This window comes from Streptomyces rubellus (genome assembly GCF_036323805.1).
Taxonomy (GTDB): Bacteria; Actinomycetota; Actinomycetes; order Streptomycetales; family Streptomycetaceae; genus Streptomyces.
In genome coordinates, this window is the sequence record NZ_JAZDCX010000004.1 from 291013 (window position 1) to 309874 (window position 18862).

16 protein-coding genes are annotated in these 18862 nt (G+C 71.9%); 4 read left to right on the forward strand and 12 right to left on the reverse strand.

Annotated features, from left to right (window positions below):
- Positions 1–63 precede the first annotated feature (63 nt).
- Positions 64–1317: an MFS transporter gene (locus V1L54_RS06990; protein WP_330116983.1), complete on the reverse strand. Its 1254-nt coding sequence runs from the start codon at positions 1315–1317 to the stop codon at positions 64–66.
- 77 nt (positions 1318–1394) lie between these two features.
- Between V1L54_RS06990 and V1L54_RS06995 the strand changes: the two genes are divergently transcribed.
- Positions 1395–2561: a LacI family DNA-binding transcriptional regulator gene (locus tag V1L54_RS06995; protein WP_443076516.1), complete on the forward strand. Its 1167-nt coding sequence runs from the start codon at positions 1395–1397 to the stop codon at positions 2559–2561.
- 43 nt (positions 2562–2604) lie between these two features.
- Here the strand turns inward: V1L54_RS06995 and prcA are convergent, their stop codons facing one another.
- The 5 genes from prcA to arc all read right to left on the reverse strand — a co-directional run bounded on the left by prcA (position 2605) and on the right by arc (position 8330).
- The gene (gene prcA / locus V1L54_RS07000; protein WP_330116985.1) at positions 2605–3396 is read right to left on the reverse strand and encodes a proteasome subunit alpha; all 792 of its coding nucleotides are present in this window, start codon (positions 3394–3396) and stop codon (positions 2605–2607) included.
- Positions 3397–3421: 25 nt separating this feature from the next.
- On the reverse strand, positions 3422–4267 hold the full coding sequence (gene prcB, locus V1L54_RS07005; RefSeq protein ID WP_330116986.1) for a proteasome subunit beta: 846 nt from the start codon (positions 4265–4267) through the stop codon (positions 3422–3424).
- Positions 4268–4391: 124 nt separating this feature from the next.
- Complete coding sequence (locus tag V1L54_RS07010) at positions 4392–4610, reverse strand: ubiquitin-like protein Pup (protein WP_100204196.1); 219 nt, start codon at positions 4608–4610, stop codon at positions 4392–4394.
- Between the two features lie 195 nt (positions 4611–4805).
- The gene (gene dop / locus V1L54_RS07015; protein ID WP_330116987.1) at positions 4806–6317 is read right to left on the reverse strand and encodes a depupylase/deamidase Dop; all 1512 of its coding nucleotides are present in this window, start codon (positions 6315–6317) and stop codon (positions 4806–4808) included.
- A gap of 246 nt (positions 6318–6563) precedes the next feature.
- Positions 6564–8330, reverse strand: a complete 1767-nt coding sequence (gene arc / locus V1L54_RS07020) for a proteasome ATPase (RefSeq protein WP_330116988.1) — start codon at positions 8328–8330, stop codon at positions 6564–6566.
- A gap of 322 nt (positions 8331–8652) precedes the next feature.
- On the opposite strand from arc, the gene V1L54_RS07025 reads away from it, so the two are divergent.
- The gene (locus tag V1L54_RS07025) at positions 8653–8991 is read left to right on the forward strand and encodes a ferredoxin (RefSeq protein ID WP_330116989.1); all 339 of its coding nucleotides are present in this window, start codon (positions 8653–8655) and stop codon (positions 8989–8991) included.
- A 4-nt stretch (positions 8992–8995) separates the two neighbouring features.
- Here V1L54_RS07025 and V1L54_RS07030 read toward each other — a convergent pair whose 3' ends face one another.
- The 3 genes from V1L54_RS07030 to V1L54_RS07040 form a co-directional block, all read right to left on the reverse strand.
- Entirely contained in the window at positions 8996–9490 is a 495-nt protein-coding gene (locus tag V1L54_RS07030; protein ID WP_330116990.1) for a hypothetical protein, read from the reverse strand.
- A gap of 431 nt (positions 9491–9921) precedes the next feature.
- Positions 9922–10845: a tRNA (adenine-N1)-methyltransferase gene (locus tag V1L54_RS07035; protein ID WP_100204193.1), complete on the reverse strand. Its 924-nt coding sequence runs from the start codon at positions 10843–10845 to the stop codon at positions 9922–9924.
- Between the two features lie 115 nt (positions 10846–10960).
- Complete coding sequence (locus V1L54_RS07040; RefSeq protein ID WP_330116991.1) at positions 10961–12193, reverse strand: site-2 protease family protein; 1233 nt, start codon at positions 12191–12193, stop codon at positions 10961–10963.
- 129 nt (positions 12194–12322) lie between these two features.
- Between V1L54_RS07040 and V1L54_RS07045 the strand changes: the two genes are divergently transcribed.
- Positions 12323–13264, forward strand: coding sequence for a RecB family exonuclease (locus V1L54_RS07045; RefSeq protein ID WP_330116992.1), 942 nt, complete (start codon positions 12323–12325; stop codon positions 13262–13264).
- Between the two features lie 245 nt (positions 13265–13509).
- A complete protein-coding gene (locus V1L54_RS07050) occupies positions 13510–14181 on the forward strand; it encodes a response regulator (RefSeq protein WP_330116993.1) in 672 nt (223 codons plus the stop codon).
- A gap of 64 nt (positions 14182–14245) precedes the next feature.
- Here the strand turns inward: V1L54_RS07050 and V1L54_RS07055 are convergent, their stop codons facing one another.
- The 3 genes from V1L54_RS07055 to V1L54_RS07065 form a co-directional block, all read right to left on the reverse strand.
- Positions 14246–15796, reverse strand: a complete 1551-nt coding sequence (locus V1L54_RS07055) for an ABC transporter substrate-binding protein (protein ID WP_330116994.1) — start codon at positions 15794–15796, stop codon at positions 14246–14248.
- 174 nt (positions 15797–15970) lie between these two features.
- The gene (locus tag V1L54_RS07060; RefSeq protein WP_330116995.1) at positions 15971–17566 is read right to left on the reverse strand and encodes an ABC transporter substrate-binding protein; all 1596 of its coding nucleotides are present in this window, start codon (positions 17564–17566) and stop codon (positions 15971–15973) included.
- 393 nt (positions 17567–17959) lie between these two features.
- On the reverse strand, positions 17960–18754 hold the full coding sequence (locus tag V1L54_RS07065) for an HAD family hydrolase (RefSeq protein ID WP_330116996.1): 795 nt from the start codon (positions 18752–18754) through the stop codon (positions 17960–17962).
- Between the last annotated feature and the right edge of the window lie 108 nt (positions 18755–18862).

Below are 18862 nucleotides of genomic sequence, written 5' to 3' on the forward strand. Positions count from 1 at the left end.
ATCGGTCCGGGCCGGACCGCGGCCCCTGGGCCACAGGCCCCCTTCCTCGGACGGGGAGCGGAGTCACGAGGGAACATTACGCCTGGCACCCGGTTTTGAAACCGCGCCCGGCGCACCATTCTGATCACTTTCCTCCGGGATAGGTCCTCCCGTCAGGACGCGGCGTGTCGCGAGGAGGACGAGCAGCGCGGCCAGGCCGCCCGCGCCCGCCGCGCAGAAGCCCGCCGCCGCACCCCACCGCTCGACGACCGGTCCCACCGCGGCCGTCCCGGCGGCGGCGCCGACCCCGAAGGTGGTCACCAGCCAGGAGAAGGCCTCGGTGACCGTGCCCGGCGGGGCGTGCCGGTCCACGACGACGAAGGCGCAGGCCAGCGCGGGGGCCAGGAAGACCCCGGCGACCCACGACAGGAAGGTCATCGCCGCCGGGCCGGGCACCAGGGCCAGCGGCAGATAGCCGGCCGCCAGGGCCGCCACCAGGACCCGCAGCCGCGGCTCCGGCTCCCCGGCCCACGTCCGGCCGCCGTAGACCAGGCCGCCGGCCAGGGCGCCCGCGCCGAGCGCCGCGAGCAGATAGGTGGCGATCAGGCTGTCGCCGTGACCGTCCGCGTAGGCGACCGCGGCCACCGCGATCGTCCCGAGGGCCGCTCCGACGAAGAAGAACGCCCCGAGCAGTGCCAGCAGCCCCGGCGAGCGCAGGGCGCCCAGCCAGTGCGCCTCACGCGGGGCGGAGCGCCACCGGCGGGAGGGCGGGGAGAGGACCACGGACAGGGCGCCCAGCACTCCCAGCACGTTGATCACCAGCAGGGCGGCGGCCTCGTTCGCCAGGGCCACCAGTACGGTGACCGCCAGCGGGCCCAGGGTGAACATCACCTCCTGGGCGACCGCGTCGAGCGCGTAGGCGGCGTGCACCCGGTCGCCCCGCCCCAGCACCGACGGCCACAGGGCCCGCAGCCCGCCCTCCAGGGGCGGGGTGAACAGCCCGGCGGCGGCCGTCGCGGCCCAGGCGACGGGCAGCGGGTCGATGCCGGCGAGGGCGAAGACGGCCATGGCCAGCCCGGAGAGCAGCGCGGCGGGCAGCATCACCCGCGGCTGGCCCCACAGGTCCACCGCGCGGCCCAGCAGCGGCTGCCCGACGGCGGTGGCCAGGCCGTAACCGGCCGACAGGGCGCCGGCCAGCGTGTAGGAACCGCCCTCGGCGCGGGTGAACAGCACGATGGCCAGGGCGGCGGTGGCGTTGGGCAGCCGTCCGGCCAGGGTGCCCGCCAGGAGCCGCACCACATGTCTGGCGCGCAGCAGTTCGGCGTAGCCCGTCGTCATGGCTCGGCCCCTCTCCTCCGGCCCGGCGGCCCGGCAGCCCTGGAGTGATACGTATAACGGAACCCGTCATACGTATCATGAGCCAGCCTCCGGGTCCATGCCGTTCCGTCCACTCCCGTCAGGAGTCAGCTCCCGTGTCCACCGACCGTCCCCGGCCGACGAGCCGGGATGTGGCGCGTGCCGCCGGAGTCTCGCAGGCGGCCGTCTCCCTGGTGCTGGGCGGCAAGTGGCACGGCAGGGTCTCGCCGGGGAAGGCCGAGGCGGTACGCGCGGCCGCGCGGGAACTGGACTACCGGCCCAATCCGGCGGCCCGCAGCCTGCGGCTGGGACGCACCCGCACCGCCCTGCTGGTCGTCCCGGCGCTCACCAACGAGTTCTTCGCCCGGCTCCACTCGGGAGCCGCCCGGGTGGCCGCCGAGCACGGTTTCGGGGTCGTGCTCTACCCCTCGCCGGAAGGGACCGGACCCGCCCGGGACCCCTTCGGCTCCGCGAGCGACGCACTGGACGGGGTGATCGCCTCCTCCATGGCCGCCGAGGCGCTGGCCGCCCTGCGGCCCGGCGGCGGGCTGCCGCTGGTCATGCTCGACAGCGACCCGGAACACACCGGGGCGTCGGCGACCGTCAACGTCGACATCGCCGACGGCATGCGGCGGACCGCGGCGCATCTGCTCGGGCTCGGCCACCGCCGGGTGGCGCACATCGCCGCCGCGGTGGACTCCTGGACCTTCGAGGTGCGGGCGAGGACCCTGGCCGGGGCACTGCGCGCGGCCGGCCGCCCGGCGCCGGCCGTCCTTCCGGCTGAACTGAGCGTGACCGGTGGCATGCGGGCCGCCATGGCGGCGCTGGCGGCGCACCCTCGCCCGACCGCACTGGTGTGCGACGACGATCTGCTCGCCGCGGGCGCCTGCAAGGCGGCGCGGCGGCTGGGGCTGCGGGTGCCGGAGGACGTCTCCGTCACCGGTTTCGACGACCTGACCCTGGCCCGCGCGGTCGAGCCGGAGCTGACGACCGTGCGGCTGCCGGCCGAGGAGGCGGGCGCGGCCGGGATGCGGGCTCTGCTGGCTGTCCTGGACAGCCGGACAGGAGGTGCTGTCCCGGACAGCCGGACAGCAGGCACCGGGCCGGGCACCGGGCCGGCGGGCGGCGGTGCCCCGGGGAGGACCGTCACCCTTCCGGTGGAGCTGACCGTACGGGGCTCCACCGCCCCGCCGCCGGACGCGCCCGTGCGGCCCGGCGGGCGCTGAGCACCGCCGGGCCGCACGGGCGGGACGCGAGGGCGCCCGCGGTTCACTTCCCGGAGTCGTCCCCCGGGGTATCCGGGGTCTCCGCAGCGGTGTCGGAGGCGGCGCCCCCGGAGGCCTCCCCGGCGCCGGGAGCCGCGCCCTCCTCCAGCAGCCGGGAGAGCTGCCGGCCCAGGAGACGCCGGAACTTGCGCTGCCGGGGCCGGGTGCGGTCGAGGACGGCCACCTCCAGCTGGTCCGCGGTGAGGGCGCGCTCGCCGCCGTTGGTGTCCCGGCTGAGGGACTCCGTCGCCAGTTTCAGCGCCTCGCCGAGGGTCATGCCGTCCCGGTGCCGCTGGTCGAGGTAGCTGCTGATCTGGTCGGCGTTGCCGCCGACCGCCACCGAGCCGTGTTCGTCGACGATCGAGCCGTCGTGCGGCAGCCGGTAGATCTGGTCGTCCTCGGGGCCCTCCCCGACCTCGGCGACGATCAGTTCCACCTCGTACGGCTTCTCCGCCACACTGGAGAAGATGGTGCCCAGGGTCTGGGCGTAGACGTTGGCCAGACCCCGCGCGGTGACATCGGTCCGGGCGTAGGTGTAACCGCGCAGGTCGGCGTAGCGGACGCCGCCGATGCGCAGGTTCTCGAACTCGTTGTACTTGCCCACCGCCGCGAAGGCGATCCGGTCGTAGATCTCACTGACCTTGTGCAGTGCCCGTGAGGGGTTCTCGGCGACGAACAGGATGCCGTCGGTGTACTGCAACACGACCACACTGCGACCGCGCGCGATGCCCTTGCGGGCGTACTCGGCGCGGTCCGCCATGGCCTGCTGGGGTGAGACATAGAACGGCGTCGACACCGGCTATCCGTCCCTTCCTTTGTGGTTAGAGCACCGGGGCCTGGGGCCCGTTGGGCGACTGGAGCCGGCCGTCGTGCACCGCGCGGGAGACCTCGGCCACTTCCTCCTCGGTGAGCCTGCGGAACCCCTCGTCCGTGATCACCGTGACGACGGGGTAGATCCGGCGGACGAGATCGGGGCCGCCGGTCGCGGAATCGTCCTCGGCGGCGTCGTACAGCGCCTGGACGACCGCCGTGGCCGCCTCCCGCTCGCCGAGGTCCTCGCGGTGGAGCTTCTTGAGCGAGCCGCGGGCGAAGACCGAGCCGGAGCCGACGGCCGCGAAGCCCAGCTCCTCCGAGCGCCCGCCGGTGACGTCGTAGGAGAAGATACGGCCCCTGTCCTCGTCGAGGTCGTACCCGGCGAACAGCGGGATCACCGCCAGGCCCTGCAGCGCCATGCCGAGGTTGCCGCGGATCATCGTGGACAGGCGGTTGGCCTTGCCCTCCAGCGACAGGACGGTGCCCTCGACCTTCTCGAAGTGCTCCAGCTCCAGCTGGAAGAGCTTGACCATCTCCACGGCGAGTCCGGCGGTCCCGGCGATGCCGACCGCACTGTACTCGTCGGCCGGGAAGACCTTCTCGATGTCCCGCTGCGCGATCATGTTGCCCATCGTCGCCCGCCGGTCACCCGCGAGCACCACACCGCCCGCGAAGGTGACCGCGACGATCGTCGTGCCGTGCGGCGCCTCGACGGCGCCCTTCACCGGCGGCAGCGGACGGTTGCCGGGGAGCTGCTCGGGCGCGTGCTCCGACAGGAAGTCCAGGAAAGAGGACGAGCCCGGCGTCAGGAAGGCCGCCGGCAGACGCCCTGAGCTACGAGTGTTGGCTTCCACACGTTTCCTTCCACGAGATCATGGGACCGGATCAAGAAACACTGCACGGACCTTACCCATGGCGGCAGATGTCACCCGTCCCGCACCCCCGCCTCGGCGGGGGTGCGGGACGGGGGGACAAGCCTTACTCTCCGCCCTTCTGGACGAAGGACCGCACGAAGTCCTCGGCGTTCTCCTCGAGGACGTCGTCGATCTCGTCCAGGACGGAGTCCACTTCGTCCGACAGCGCCTCCTGCCGTTCCTTGAGGTCCTCCGAGACCTGCGCGTCCTGCGCCTGCTCGTCGGTCTCCTCCGTGGACCGCGTCGCCCTCTGCTGACCGCCGCCGGTGTCCTTGGTCGCCATCTACCTCACCCCGCTCGGTTGGACCGTACAAGATCGGACCCTACAAGCCGGGTCCGACATCGGCCTGTGTCTCCTGCTGTTTCCTGTCACTGACGGGTTCGTCACCACAACGTCCGGAAGCCACCTCCATGGTTCCCCCTTCCGGGGACGTTCAGCCAGTCCGGCCGGGACCGGATACCGCCCGCCGCGGCCGGATCAGCCCCCGGACAGCGTCCGGACCAGCTCCTCCGCGGTGCGGCAGCGGTCCAGCAGGTCCCCGACGTGGGCGCGGGTACCGCGCAGCGGCTCCAGGGTGGGCACCCGCTGGAGGGAGTCGCGGCCCGGCAGGTCGAAGATCACCGAGTCCCAGGAGGCGGCGGCCACGGCGTCGGCGTACCGCTCCAGACAGCGGCCGCGGAAATAGGCCCTGGTGTCCTCCGGAGGGGCGCTGCGGGCCCGCTCGACCTCGGTCTCGTCCAGCAGCCGCTTCATCCGGCCGCGGGCCGCCAGGCGGTTGTACAGCCCCTTGTCGGGGCGGACGTCGGCGTACTGCAGATCCACCAGGTGCAGCCGGGCGGCGTCCCAGCCGAGCCCGTCCCGGCGCCGGTAGCCCTCCATCAGCTCCAGCTTGGCCACCCAGTCCAGCTCGCCCGCCAGGCTCGTCGGGTCGGTCTCCAGCCGCCCCAGGACGTCCTCCCAGCGGGCCAGCACGTCCCTGGTCTGCTCGTCGGCGTCCGCGCCCCAGCGCTCCTCCACGTACTTGCGGGCCAGCTCGTAGTACTCCATCTGGAGCTGCACCGCGGTGAGCTTCCGCCCGTTGCGCAGGGTGACCAGCCGGCGCAGCGACGGGTCGTGGCTGACCTGGTGCAGGGTGCGGACGGGCTGGTCGACGGCGAGGTCGACGGCGATGAAACCGTCCTCGATCATGGCCAGGACCAGGGAGGTGGTGCCCAGCTTGAGGTAGGTGGAGATCTCCGAGAGGTTGGCGTCGCCCACGATCACGTGCAGCCGGCGGTACTTCTCGGCGTCGGCGTGCGGTTCGTCGCGGGTGTTGATGATCGGTCGTTTGAGGGTGGTCTCCAGGCCCACCTCGACCTCGAAGTAGTCCGCCCGCTGGCTGATCTGGAAGCCGTGCTCGGAGCCGTCCTGGCCGAGCCCGACCCGTCCGGCCCCGGTGACGACCTGGCGGGAGACGAAGAAGGGCGTCAGGTGGCGCACGATGTCCGAGAAGGCGGTCTCCCGCTTCATCAGGTAGTTCTCGTGCGTCCCGTAGGAGGCGCCCTTGTTGTCGGTGTTGTTCTTGTAGAGGTGGATCGGCTGGGCGCCGGGCGGCTCGGCGGCGCGCCGGGCGGCCTCGGCCATGATCCGCTCCCCGGCCTTGTCCCACAGGACGGCGTCGCGCGGGTTGGTGACCTCGGGAGCGCTGTACTCGGGGTGGGCGTGGTCCACGTACAGCCGCGCGCCGTTGGTGAGGATCACGTTCGCCAGGCCGATGTCCTCGTCCGTGAGCTGGCTGGCGTCGGCGACCTCGCGCGCGAGGTCGAATCCGCGGGCGTCCCGCAGCGGGTTCTCCTCCTCGAAGTCCCAGCGGGCGCGGCGCGCCCGGTGCATCGCCGCCGCGTAGGCGTTGACGACCTGGGACGAGGTGAGCATGGCATTGGCGTTCGGGTGGCCGGGGACGGAGATCCCGTACTCCGTCTCGATGCCCATTACTCGCCGTACGGTCATGCGGCCCTCCTTGCCCGGCGGCGGCCCGCCATCGGGCCACCGCTCAAGTCCCGCTGCGCATCCGGCCCGTGTGCGGCCTCTGGTCCCGCACTGCGCGGCGCGGCAGTACGGACGAGCCTAGGACGGAAGAGCCTGCGTTGGGACATCACTGCGGACTTCCCGTGTCTGTCGATAAAGATCCGGCTGCGGAGGCCCGCCCCCCGGTACACCGGTGGGGCCGGGCGTCCGCAGCCGGACGCGGTGTCTTTACAGGTACTGACCGGTGTTGGCCACCGTGTCGATGGAGCGCCCGGTGTCCGCGCCCTGCTTCCCGGTGACGAGCGTGCGGATGAAGACGATCCGCTCGCCCTTCTTGCCGGAGATGCGGGCCCAGTCGTCGGGGTTGGTGGTGTTCGGCAGGTCCTCGTTCTCCTTGAACTCGTCCACGCAGGCGGCGAGCAGATGGGAGACCCGCAGACCCTTCTGGTCGTGGTCGAGGAAGGCCTTGATCGCCATCTTCTTGGCCCGGTCGACGATGTTCTGGATCATCGCGCCCGAGTTGAAGTCCTTGAAGTACAGGACCTCCTTGTCACCGTTGGCGTAGGTGACCTCCAGGAAGCGGTTCTCCTCGGACTCCGCGTACATGTGCTCGACGACCGTCTGGATCATCCCGGCGACGGTGGCCTCGGGGTCGCCGTTGTGCTCCGCGAGGTCGTCGGCGTGCAGCGGGAGGCTGGGCGTCAGGTACTTCGAGAAGATGTCCCTGGCGGCCTCGGCGTCCGGACGCTCGATCTTGATCTTCACATCGAGCCGGCCGGGGCGCAGGATCGCCGGGTCGATCATGTCCTCGCGGTTGGAGGCGCCGATGACGATGACGTTCTCCAGGCCCTCCACGCCGTCGATCTCCGACAGCAGCTGCGGGACGATGGTGTTCTCCACGTCCGAGCTGACACCGGAGCCGCGGGTGCGGAAGAGGGAGTCCATCTCGTCGAAGAAGACGATGACCGGCGTGCCCTCGCTCGCCTTCTCGCGGGCCCGCTGGAAGACCAGCCGGATGTGCCGCTCGGTCTCGCCGACGTACTTGTTGAGCAGCTCGGGGCCCTTGATGTTGAGGAAGTAGCTCTTCCCCTGGGGCCGCCCGGTCACCTCGGCGACCTTCTTGGCGAGGGAGTTGGCGACGGCCTTGGCGATGAGCGTCTTGCCGCAGCCGGGCGGGCCGTACAGGAGCACGCCCTTGGGAGGACGGAGTTCGTGCTCCTTGAAGAGGTCCGGGTACAGGTACGGAAGCTCCACCGCGTCGCGGATCAGCTCGATCTGCCCGCCCAGGCCACCGATCTTGGTGTAGTCGATGTCCGGGACCTCTTCGAGGACGAGCTCCTCGACCTCGCTCTTGGGCACCACCTCGTAGACGTACCCCGAGCGCGGCTCCAGCAGCAGGGCGTCACCGGCGCGCAGCGTGCTGTTCATCAGCGGCTCGGCGAGCTTGACCACCCGCTCCTCGTCAGTGTGCCCTATCACCAGGGCGCGCTCGCCGTCCTCCAGGACCTCCTTGAGGGTGACGATGTCACCGGCGCGCTCGAACTCCATGGCCTCGACCACGTTGAGCGCCTCGTTCAGCATGACCTCCTGGCCACGGCTGAGCTCCTCGAGGTCGATGCTGGGGCTGACGTTCACCCGGAGCTTGCGCCCGCCGGTGAAGATGTCGGCCGTGCCGTCCTCGTTCGCCTGCAGAAAGACCCCGAAGCCGGCCGGCGGCTGGGCCAGCCGGTCGACCTCCTCCTTGAGGGCCACGATCTGGTCGCGGGCCTCACGGAGGGTGTTGGCGAGCCGCTCGTTCTGCGCGGACACGCCGGCCAGGTTCGTCTGCAGCTCGACGATCCGCTCCTCGAGAATCCGAGTGTGCCGCGGAGAGTCGGCGAGCTTGCGGCGCAGGACGGCGATTTCCTGCTCGAGATGGGCAACCTGGCCGACCGGGTCTTCGGAACCCCGTTCGGGCCGGATGCCGCGGTTGATGTCGTCGTCGTGGGCTGCCACGGTCCTCACCTCCTCCAAGGGGAGCTGGACGCTTCCTGACCCTACCTGTAGCGGTGGGGGTTGAAACCCCTAGATCACAAAGACGGTCGGGGTGTGTCCGATCTTCACCCTTGCGCACTTCCTTACCCCGGGTGAATACCCACCCAACATGACTGGAAAGCCGCCGGTTGTATGGTCTGAACGGTCAACCCCCGTCACGGGTGCCTCTATTCCGCCAAGTTCACATCAAGATCACATCAAGACCGCGCCGGGGCCGGGTGGGAGATCGCGCCGGGAACCCTCACCCGGTCCGGCCACGAGCACAGGAACGGCAGGCAGCAGCATGGGCACGCAGAACGAGCAGGTCACCGGCCTGGAAGTGTGGATCGACCAGGAGCTGTGCACCGGGGACGGCATCTGCGCGCAGTACGCGCCGGACGTCTTCGAGCTGGACATCGACGGACTCGCCTACGTCAAGGCGCCCGCCCCCGCGGGCGAGGAGGCGGAACTGCTGACCGTGCCGGGGGCGACCGCCCCCGTACCGCTGCCGCTGCTGAACGACGTGGTGGACTCGGCCCGCGAGTGCCCCGGCGAGTGCATCCATGTGCGCCGGATCTCGGACCGGACCGAGGTCCACGGTCCGGACGCGGTGGAGGCGCCCGACGCCGGGAACGCTCCGTGAGGCGTCACACACTCCGCGCCGTCGGCGCGGCCCGCAGCACGAACCTCCCGTCCCGCCAGTTCCATTCGACGTCCCGGGCCCGGTCGGGGCAGCACCGGGGCACCTCGTCCGAGGAGTAGCCGAGCAACCTGGCGAAGGCCGTGCGGCCCCGGACGGTGAGGCTCTGGACGCTCATCCCCTCCTCAGGGTCCACCAGCGTCTCGGCGACCCGCGGCGCGGCCCCCTCGCGGACGGGACGGGCCAGGACGTACACCCCGCTGGGCGGGGTGCCGATCCCCGCGGCGCAGCGCACCACCGCGACGGTCTCGGCGCGGCCGTCGCCGTCGAAGTCCACCTCGGCCCGGGCCGTCACCTCGGGCTCCACCGGGCCGCAGTCCAGCGGGTAACGCGCCGTATCCGCGTCCGGACCGGGGGCGACGGCCGCGGTGCCCGCCCGCTGGACCGCCGTGGCCCCGCCGGGCCCCAGCAGCGCCGAGCCGCCCAGGACGGCGCCCAGCACCGCGGCCGTGACGAGCCAGTGCGCCGCACGGGCGCGGGTGTGGGGCGGCGCCGGACGGGAGGGCGGCGCCGGGGGCCCCGCGGCCGCCGGGGGGCCGGGCTGCGGCGGTACGTACGAGGCGGGAGGGTCCGCGGGGGCCGGGTCTCCCGGGGCGCCGGAAGCCGGGCCGGGGGAGGAAGCGGAGGGGGAGGGCGCAGAGCCTGCCGGGAGCTGCACGCGGGTCGACTCCTGTGAGTGCGGGCGGCCGGGGTGCCCAGCATCGTGCCACACGTCACACCGGCGCGGAACGGGCGGGGCCCGCTCTCCGCTCCGCTGTCCCCGCAACGGCCCCGCAACGGCCCCGGACGCACCACCGCCGCCGGTCCCGGGGAACTCGGCGGCGGTGCGGTGCCGTTGCGCGCGGTACCGGTCCGGGCGGGGCGGCGGGCCGGTCAGCCCCGGCCCGAGCCGGTGCCGGACGCCGCTCCCGCCGCCCCGCCCGGACCGGTGTAGTCCTCCCCGTAGGCGCCCTTCGAGGGGCGGCGGCGGCGCAGCGGGGGCTCGACGCCGTCGGCGAGGCGGCGGGTGGTCAGCAGGAAGCCGGTGTGCCCGACCATGCGGTGGTCGGGCCGGACGGCCAGCCCCTCGACGTGCCAGTTGCGGACCATGGTCTCCCAGGCCGCCGGCTCGTTGAAGGTGCCGTACTCGCGGATCGACTCCACGGTGCGGGCGAGCTGGGTGGTGGTGGCCACGTAGGCGCACAGGATGCCGCCGGGCACCAGCGCCTTGGAGACCGCGTCCAGGCACTCCCAGGGGGCCAGCATGTCCAGGATGACCCGGTCGACGCCGGTGTCCGACAGGTTGTCCTGGAGGTCGCCGACGGTCAGCCGCCAGGCGGGGTGCGGGCCGCCGAAGTAGCGCTCCACGTTCTGCCGGGCGATGTCGGCGAAGTCGGCGCGGCGCTCGTAGGAGTGCAGCATCCCCTGGTCGCCGACGGCGCGCAGCAGGAAGCTGCTCAGCGAGCCGGAGCCGACACCCGCCTCGACGACGCGCGCGCCGGGGAAGATGTCGGCCATCGCCAGGATCTGCCCCGCGTCCTTGGGGTAGACGACGGCCGCGCCGCGCGGCATGGACAGGACGTAGTCGGGGAGCAGGGGACGCAGCGCCAGGTAGGCGACGTTCCCCGTGGTACGGACGACCGTGCCCTCGGGCGCGCCGATCAGCTCGTCGTGGGGGAAGGCTCCCTTGTGGGTGTGGAAGCTCTTCCCCGCCTCGAGCGTGAAGGTGTAGTGGCGTCCCTTGGGGTCGGTGAGCTGGACCTGGTCCCCGACCTGGAAGGGCCCGCGACGGCGGGCGGCACCGGTCGGTTCGGACATGGACGCCAGCCTAGTCGAGTCCGTCCTCCGGGCCGTAATCGAGGTGCTGTCCGCGCCGGCCGCCCGGTTCGTTCCGGGCCCCGGGGCCCCGGGCCCGCCGCCCGGCGCGGCGGGGTCAGCCGGCCGGCTTGGCCATGGCGGCCACGAAGGCCCGCTCGACGTCGGCGGCGGAGAGCACCCCGTAGATCTCGCCGCTCTCCTCCACCACCAGGTACTCGGTGGCGGGGGTGGTGCGCAGCTGCTCCAGCAGTCCCTCGCCGGCCAGCTCGGCCGACACCCGCATGCCCTCGGTGAGGTCCTGGGCGAGGGCGCTCACGGCGACCCAGGGGCGGCGGTGCCCGGGCACTCCGGCGATGGCCGCCTCGCGGACGATGGCGAGCGGATCGCCCTGGCCGTCCACCACCACCAGGGCGCGGGCCCCGGCCTCGTTGGCCCGGCGCAGCCCCTCGGACAGCGGAGTGTCGGCGGTGACCGGCACGGCACGGCGGGTGAGGGCCCGGGCGCTCAGCTCGGGCAGTCGCTCACGCAGCCGGGCCATCCGCAGGCTGTTCCCGGCGCCGGTCCAGATGATCGCGGCGAGGATCGCGGCGAGCAGGGCGTCGGTGACCGAGTCCAGTCCGCCGAAGTCCCGCTGCTCGTCGGTGAAGCCCCCGGCGTAGCTGAGCAGCGGTATCCCGATCAGGACGGCGACGGCCAGGGCGCGGCCGGTCCAGGCGGCGGCGACGGTGCCGGTCATGGGCCTGCCGCTGACCTTCCAGATCACCGCGCGCAGCATCCGGCCGCCGTCCAGCGGAAGCCCCGGCAGCAGGTTGAACACCGCGACGATGAGGTTGGAGATCATCAGCCCGGCGAGCAGCACCGCGGGCACCGTACCGGGCTCGACGGCGTACAGCCCCAGGTAGAACAGGCCCGCCAGGACGAGGGAGAGCAGCGGGCCGACGAAGGCCAGGACGAACTCCCGGCCCGGCGTCTCACTTTCCTTCTCGATCTCCGAGACACCGCCGAAGAACTGGAGCTGGATACGGCGCACGGGGAGCCCGAAGCGCAGCGCCGCGACGGTGTGCGCCAGCTCGTGGACGAGCACGGAGGCGTAGAAGGCGACCGCGAAGAAGAGCGAGACCAGATAGCGGATGCCGCCGAGCTCCGGCAGCACGCGGTCGAGCTGGCCGCCGAAGACCCAGGTGATCAGGGCGGCCACCACGAACCAGCTCGGCGCCACGTAGACGGGTACGCCGAAGGGGCGGCCCATGAGGATGCCGCCGCCGCTCTCCCGCGGACGGTTCGGTCCGCTCTTCGCCGCTTCGCCGGAGCCGGGCTGCGGCCGACCGCCGTTGTCCGTGTCCGCCACGGGTTCCCCTCGTAGAAAATGCCCTCGCACCCGCCGGTGTCCCCGCGGTCATGCGGCGCGGGAGTGCGAAGGGGTACGTCGTCGATGGTAAGCGGCGGCGTGTCGTTCCCGGGTCGTAGGGTCTTCCCCATGGTCTCCCATCCGGCTTCCGGCAAGGCGTCCGGCCCGGCCCGCCCGGCCGCCTCCTCGTCCGCTCCGCCGCCCGTCCCCCCGCCGGCCCGTTCCCGGACGGCGCCGCCCGACTCGCTGTCGCCGTCGCGGGCCGCCGACTTCATGCAGTGCCCGCTTCTGTACCGCTTCCGGGTGATCGACAAACTGCCCGAGAAGCCGACGCCCGCGGCCACCCGGGGGACGGTGGTGCACGCGGTGCTGGAGCGGCTCTTCGACTCGCCGGCGGGCGAGCGCAGCGTACGGCGGGCGAGGTCGCTGGTGGTCCGGGAGTGGGAGCGGCTGCTGGAGCGGCGGCCGGAGCTGGCGGAGCTGTTCACCGGCGAGAGCGAGGAGGACGGGGGCGCGGCGGACGGCACCGAGCTGGCGCGCTGGCTGGCGACGGCGGAGGAGCTGGTGGAGCGGTGGTTCTCGCTGGAGGACCCGACCCGGCTGGAGCCCGCCGAACGGGAGCTCTTCGTGGAGGCCCGGCTGGAGTCGGGGCTGCGGCTGCGCGGGATCATCGACCGGGTGGACGTGGCGCCGACCGGCGAGGTGCGCGTCGTCGACTACAAGACGGGCAAGGCGCCCCGGCCCCAGTACGCGGCGGACGCGCTGTTCCAGATGAAGTTCTACGCCCTGGTGCTGTGGCGGCTGCGCGGCACGGTCCCGCGCCGACTGCAGCTGGTCTACCTGGGCAGCGGCGACGTGCTGAGCTACGACCCGGACGAGGGTGATCTGCGGGGCGTGGAGCGCAAGCTGCTGGCCCTGTGGGACGCGATCCGGCGGGCGACCGAGACCGGCGACTGGCGACCCCGGCCGGGTCCGCTGTGCGGCTGGTGCGCCCACCAGGCGCTGTGCCCGGAGTTCGGCGGCACTCCCCCGCCGTATCCGCCGGCGGTTCGGCCCGGCGGGGCCGCCTAGTGCCGCGTCAGCCGGGGTTCGCCCGGTAGCGAGGCGTCCTGGTGCTGGGGCCTCCCCAGGTCCGCGGGGTCGAGGGGACGCGATCGCAAGGCGGCCGGAAGCCGCATGTAGGGTCCTGCCCGGGCTTTCGGCCAACGCAGCGAGCGTGCGTGCCAGGGCGGCGGGCGGGGCGAACCCCGGCTGACGCGGCACTAGGCAAGAATGGGGCCCGTCCCATGCCTCCCGCCCCCGTTTTAGGAGTTCTCGTGGCGATCCGCGTCCTGCTGGTGGACGACCAGCCGCTGCTGCGCACCGGTTTCCGGATGATCCTGGAGGCCGAGGGCGACATCGTCGTGGTGGGCGAGGCCGGGGACGGTGTGCAGGCGCTGGACCAGACACGGGCGCTCCAGCCGGACGTGGTGCTCATGGACATCCGCATGCCGCGCATGGACGGGGTGGAGGCCACCCGCCAGATCACCGGTCCCGCCAAGGACGGCCCCGCCAAGGTGCTGGTCCTCACCACGTTCGACCTGGACGAGTACGTGGTGGAGGCGCTGCGCGCGGGTGCGTCCGGCTTTCTGCTCAAGGACGCCCCGGCGGCCGAACTGGTGCAGGCGATCCGGGTGGTGGCGGCGGGCGAGGCGATGCTCGCCCCCAGCGTCACGCGCCGGCTGCTGGACAAGTACGCCGGGAAGCTGCCCTCGGGCGAGGAGCAGGTGCCGGACACCCTCCACCGGCTCACCGAGCGCGAGGTGGAGGTGCTCAAGCTGGTGGCGCGCGGGCTGTCGAACGCCGAGATCGCCGCGGACCTGTTCGTCAGCGAGACGACGGTGAAGACCCATGTCGGGCATGTGCTGACCAAGCTGGGCCTGCGCGACCGGGTGCAGGCCGCGGTGTACGCCTACGAGAGCGGGCTGGTCCGCCCCGGCGCCCAGTAGCGGCCGGGGCGGCCCGGTCCCGCGCCGTGCGGCGCGGGACCGGGCGCGGCTCGGGACCGGGGGCTCAGTTCCCGCGCTTGCCGATCTCCCAGAAGCGGAAGACCGTGGAGGGGTCCAGGGTCCACTCCAGGCCGGAGACGTCCTGGTGCGCGACGGCGTACTGCTTGCCCTGCCAGACGGGCAGGATCGGCAGTTCCCGGGCGACGATGTCCTGGATCTCGCCGAAGTCCTCGACGGTGTCGGCGCGGTCGGTCATCGCCGCGGTGCGCGGCAGCAGTTCCCCGGCGATCCGGCCGGCGTCGTAGCCGTTGCGCAGCACGTTGCCCTCACCGAAGAAGGGCGCGGTGAAGTTGTCGGGGTCCGGGTAGTCGGGCACCCAGCCCTTGACGTAGACGCCGTACTTCCCCGCGTCGATGTCCTTCTCGTACTGCTCCAGTTCGACGCTCCTGACCGTGGCCTCGAACAGGCCGCTGGCGTTGAGCTGCCGGGCGATCTCCTCGAACTCGCCGACGGTGGCGGGCCCGTAGCGCGCGGGGGTGGCCCACAGGGTCAGCTCGACCTTGCCGGTGATGCCCTCCTCCCGCAGGGCCTTCTCGGCCTTCTCGGGCTGCGGACGGTCGCCGTAGAGGTCGAAGAAGGCCGTGTTGTGGCCGGTGATCCCGGCGGGGACGATCGAGTAGAGCGGCTCGGCGGTGCGCCGGTGGACGTCCCTGATCAGCGCCGGACGGTCCAGCAGGTACGCGACGGCCTTGCGGACCCCGAGCCTGCCGGTGACCGGGTGGTCCGTGTTGAAGACCAGGTGGTGCACCTCGGCGCTGGTGCCCTCGACGACCTCGATCCCGTGGTCCTCCCCGGTCGACGCCTCCAGATCGGCGATGTCGTCCGTGGCGAGTCCCCGGTAGGCCAGATCCACCTCGCCGCTCTCCACGGCCTTCTTCAGCGCTTCCTGGTCGCCGTGGAAGAGTTTCATGGTCATTCCGGAGTTCCGGACCTCGGCGGGCCCGGTGTAGTCCGGATTGACGGAGAAGACGGCCTCGTCCTCGGCGTAGGAGTCCAGCTTGTAGACGCCCGAGCCGACCGCCTCGCCGTCGGTGCGGAGCCTGTCGGACGGGTACTCGCGGTGGTCGACGATCGACCCGGCGCCGGAGGCGATCTTCTGCGGGAACGTGGCGTCCGGCCGGTCGAGGCGGAAGACGACCGTCCGCTCGTCCGGGGTGTCGATCGTGTCGATGCCCGCCAGCATGACGGCCGGGCCGTCGGGGTCGTCGATGCGCAGGGTGCGCTCGAAGGAGAACTTCACGTCCTCGGAGGTGAGGGAGTTGCCGCTGGTGAACTTCAGTCCCTCTTTGAGGGTGCAGCGGAAGACCCGGCTCGCTCCGTCGGTGAACGCGCACTCCTCGGCGGCCTCGGGCTGCGGGTCCGTGCCTCCTCTGGGGAAGCTGAGCAGCGACTGGAAGACGTTGTTGAAGACCAGCCAGGAGCCGGGGTCGTAGCCGGACGCGGGATCGGTGGCCGGGACCTCGTCGGTCATGCCCATCACGATCCGCTCTCCCCGGCCGGCGTCCGCCGCGTCCCCCTCCCCGCATCCGGCGAGCAGTGCGGCGACCATCCCCATACCGGCTAAAAGCGCCCTCGAGGCCCTTTTCCTCACGTGTTTGTCCTTATTCGCTCTTCTTGCCCGACTACCTGTCCTTACCGCCCCCGTACCGTACGGCCCCGCACCCCCCGGAGCAGGGGGTGCGGGGATCTTGCCCAGCCGGCTCTCCGCCGGCTCTCCGCCGACTCCTCGTCAGCCCTCCGTGGCCCGGCCCAGTTCCCAGAGCTGGAGCACCGCGGAGGAGTTGAGCGCCCACTCGACTCCGGTGACGTCCTCCCGGGCGGCAATGTACTGCTTGCCCTGCCACAGCGGCAGCACGGGTACGTCCTCGGCGACGATGTCCTGGGCGCGGACCAGATCCTCGATCGCGGCCTCGCGGTCGGCCTTCGTCCGGGTCCGCGGGATGATCTTGAGGAGTTCCTCGTTCTTGTAGGTGGCGCCGAGGAAGTTGTCCTCGGCGAAGAAGGGGGCGAGGAAGTTCTCCGGGTCCGGGAAGTCGGGGAACCAGCCCATGCCGTAGACCTGGTACTTCTGCTCCGCGGCCGTGGGGCGGTAGGTCTTCCACGGCACGCCCTCGGCGGTCGCGTCGAACAGCCCCGAGGCGTTGAGCTGCTTGACCAGCACCTTGAACTCCTCGGCCGTGACCTCGCCGTAGTGATCGCTGGTGTAGGTGAACCGCACCCTGACCGGGGTGGAGATGTCGGCCTCCTCCAGGAGGGCGCGCGCGGCCTTCACGTCCGGTTCGCCGTAGGTGTTGAAGAAGGAGTTGCTGTGGCTGGTGAGCCCGACGGGCACCATGGAGTACAGCGGCTCCGCGGTGCGCTGGTACACGTCACGCACCAGTTCGCCGCGGTTCACGATACGGGCGATGGCCTTGCGCACGGCCTCGCGGCCGGCGACCGGGTCGTCGGTGTTGAAGACGAGGTAGCGGATCTCCTGGCCGGACATCTCGACGACGTCGATGTCGCTGCCCTTCTCGCTGCTCAGCCGCGCGATCTGCTCGGGCGACATGCTCCGGTTCATCACGTCGATGTCGCCGTCGCGCAGCGCCTTCTCCATGGCCTCGGAGTCCTCGAAGAAGCGCAGTTCGACCCTGCCGTTCTTCACCTCCAGACCACCGGTGTACCTCTCGTTGCGGACCAGGACCGCCGTGCCCTTGTCGGGGTCGAAGGACTCCACGACGTAGGGGCCGGAACCGGTGATCTCGTACCCCTCGCGGACTCCGTCGGCCGGGTAGACCTCGCTGTCCACGATCGCCGCCGCCGGGGTGGCGAGCTTGTGGGGGAAGGTGGCGTCGGGCGTCTTGAGGTGGAAGACCACCTCGTGCTCGGAGGGCGCCTCCACCCGGTCGAGGTTGCTCAGCAGCGACGACGGGCCGGAGGGGTCCTCGAGCTCCAGGACGCGGTCGATGGAGAACACGACGTCCTCGGCGGTCAGGCTGTGACCGTTGGAGAAGGTCAGGCCCTCCCGCAGGGTGCAGCGGTACTGCGCACTCCTCCGGTCGGTGAATTCGCACTCCTTGGCGGCCTCCGCCTCCGGCTCGGTGCCCGAACGGGGCAGCCTCAGCAGGGTCTGGAAGGTGTTGCGGAAGATGTTCCAGGTGCTGACGTCGTAGGCGGCCGCGGGATCCAGTGGAGCGGGTGCGTCCTCTGTCGCCTCGATGCGGTCGGTGGTGCCGACGACCACCGTCGCACCCTCTCCGCCCCCGGCACCGTCGTTACCACATGCAACGAGCGCGGGTGCGAGCAGGCCCACCACGGCGGGTAGCACCAGTATCTTGCGGTTCATCGGTGACGGTCTCCTCATCCGGCCGGTTGTTGCGGTTCGCTCTGGCCGGGAGGTACAGACATTAGTGGCCGGGGCGCGCGCCGCCCGACCGGGCCGCCCATGTGCGGCTGTCATATCCGTGCGGCAGCGGTACGTCAGCCGTTGACCGGAGACGGGAGCGATCGGCGCGAGCGCGCACCAACCGGGACACTTGGGGACGCCGGGGAAGGGCGGGACTCCACCGAAGACGGACCCACCCCCGTCTGTCGACCCGTGAGGGCGTGACAAATGTCACGCCCGCAATCCTCTGCCCGATGGCTTGAATTCAACCGCCATATTCGCTACGGAAAATGAGCAATCCACTCCTCAGAGTTCCGTCCGGAGTTCCGCCTCCCCCACCAAGCGGCACCGCGCTCACACCCGGTCCGCGGACGGGACCAGGGAGCGCAGCACGGACAGGTCCACCTCCTCCAGGGACGGCACGACCGTGCGCCCGCCGGCGGGCTCGATCCGGGTCACCGACGGCACCGCCACCACGGGGCAGCCGGCCGCCTCCGCGGACGCCACCCCGGTCGGGGTGTCCTCCACCACGACACACCGGGCGGGATCCGCGCCGAGTCGGCCGGCGGCCAGCAGATACGGATCCGGGTGCGGCTTGGTGCGCTCCACCTCGTCCCCCGCCACGGTGAGTGCGAAGTGCTCCGGCCCCAGCCAGACCAGCATCCGGTCGATCACCCGGCGGTGCGACGCCGAGACCAGTGCCGCGGGTACCCCGTGCGCGTCCAGCTCCGTGAGCAGCCGCCGGGCCCCCGGCATCAGCGACACACCCCGCGCTATGCGCTCGACGAACCTGGCGTTGAGCAGCACCGTCAGCTCCGCGAGGGAGATGTCCGCACCGGTGACCCGGATGAGATGGGCGCCACTGCGGCTCATCGGCCCGCCCACCACGACCTCGCGGTGCTCGTCGGCCAGCTCGTACCCGAGCTCGGCGAACACCTCGACCTCGGTGTCCCACCAGAAGCCCTCGGTGTCCACCAGGGTGCCGTCCATGTCGAGCAGAACCGCCTGGAGGCCGGTGGGAGCGCCGGCGGCCGCCGTGGTGCCCGTGACGGGAGGAGTGACGGCCGTGACGGGAGAGGTGACGGGAGAGGTGACGGGGGCCGGGGCCCCTCCGCCGAGGGTGCCGGCGCGGGAGAAGGGACGAGTCATCCGCATACCTCCTGAAGGGACGCGAAGGCCGGTCGCCGCTCCGGCTGGGGAGCGGCGACCGGCCTGTACCGGACAGACCAGTGTACGGCGGACCGCCGATTACCGCGC

Coding starts and splice junctions, on each gene's coding strand:
- V1L54_RS06990 (WP_330116983.1), bottom strand. CDS start 1,317: ATGACGACGGGCTACGCCGAACTGCTGCGCGCCAGACATGTGGTGCGG.
- V1L54_RS06995 (WP_443076516.1), top strand. CDS start 1,395: ATGAGCCAGCCTCCGGGTCCATGCCGTTCCGTCCACTCCCGTCAGGAG.
- V1L54_RS07010 (WP_100204196.1), bottom strand. CDS start 4,610: ATGGCGACCAAGGACACCGGCGGCGGTCAGCAGAGGGCGACGCGGTCC.
- dop (WP_330116987.1), bottom strand. CDS start 6,317: ATGACCGTACGGCGAGTAATGGGCATCGAGACGGAGTACGGGATCTCC.
- V1L54_RS07025 (WP_330116989.1), top strand. CDS start 8,653: ATGGGCACGCAGAACGAGCAGGTCACCGGCCTGGAAGTGTGGATCGAC.
- V1L54_RS07035 (WP_100204193.1), bottom strand. CDS start 10,845: ATGTCCGAACCGACCGGTGCCGCCCGCCGTCGCGGGCCCTTCCAGGTC.
- V1L54_RS07045 (WP_330116992.1), top strand. CDS start 12,323: ATGGTCTCCCATCCGGCTTCCGGCAAGGCGTCCGGCCCGGCCCGCCCG.
- V1L54_RS07055 (WP_330116994.1), bottom strand. CDS start 15,796: ATGGGGATGGTCGCCGCACTGCTCGCCGGATGCGGGGAGGGGGACGCG.
- V1L54_RS07060 (WP_330116995.1), bottom strand. CDS start 17,566: ATGAACCGCAAGATACTGGTGCTACCCGCCGTGGTGGGCCTGCTCGCA.
- V1L54_RS07065 (WP_330116996.1), bottom strand. CDS start 18,754: ATGACTCGTCCCTTCTCCCGCGCCGGCACCCTCGGCGGAGGGGCCCCG.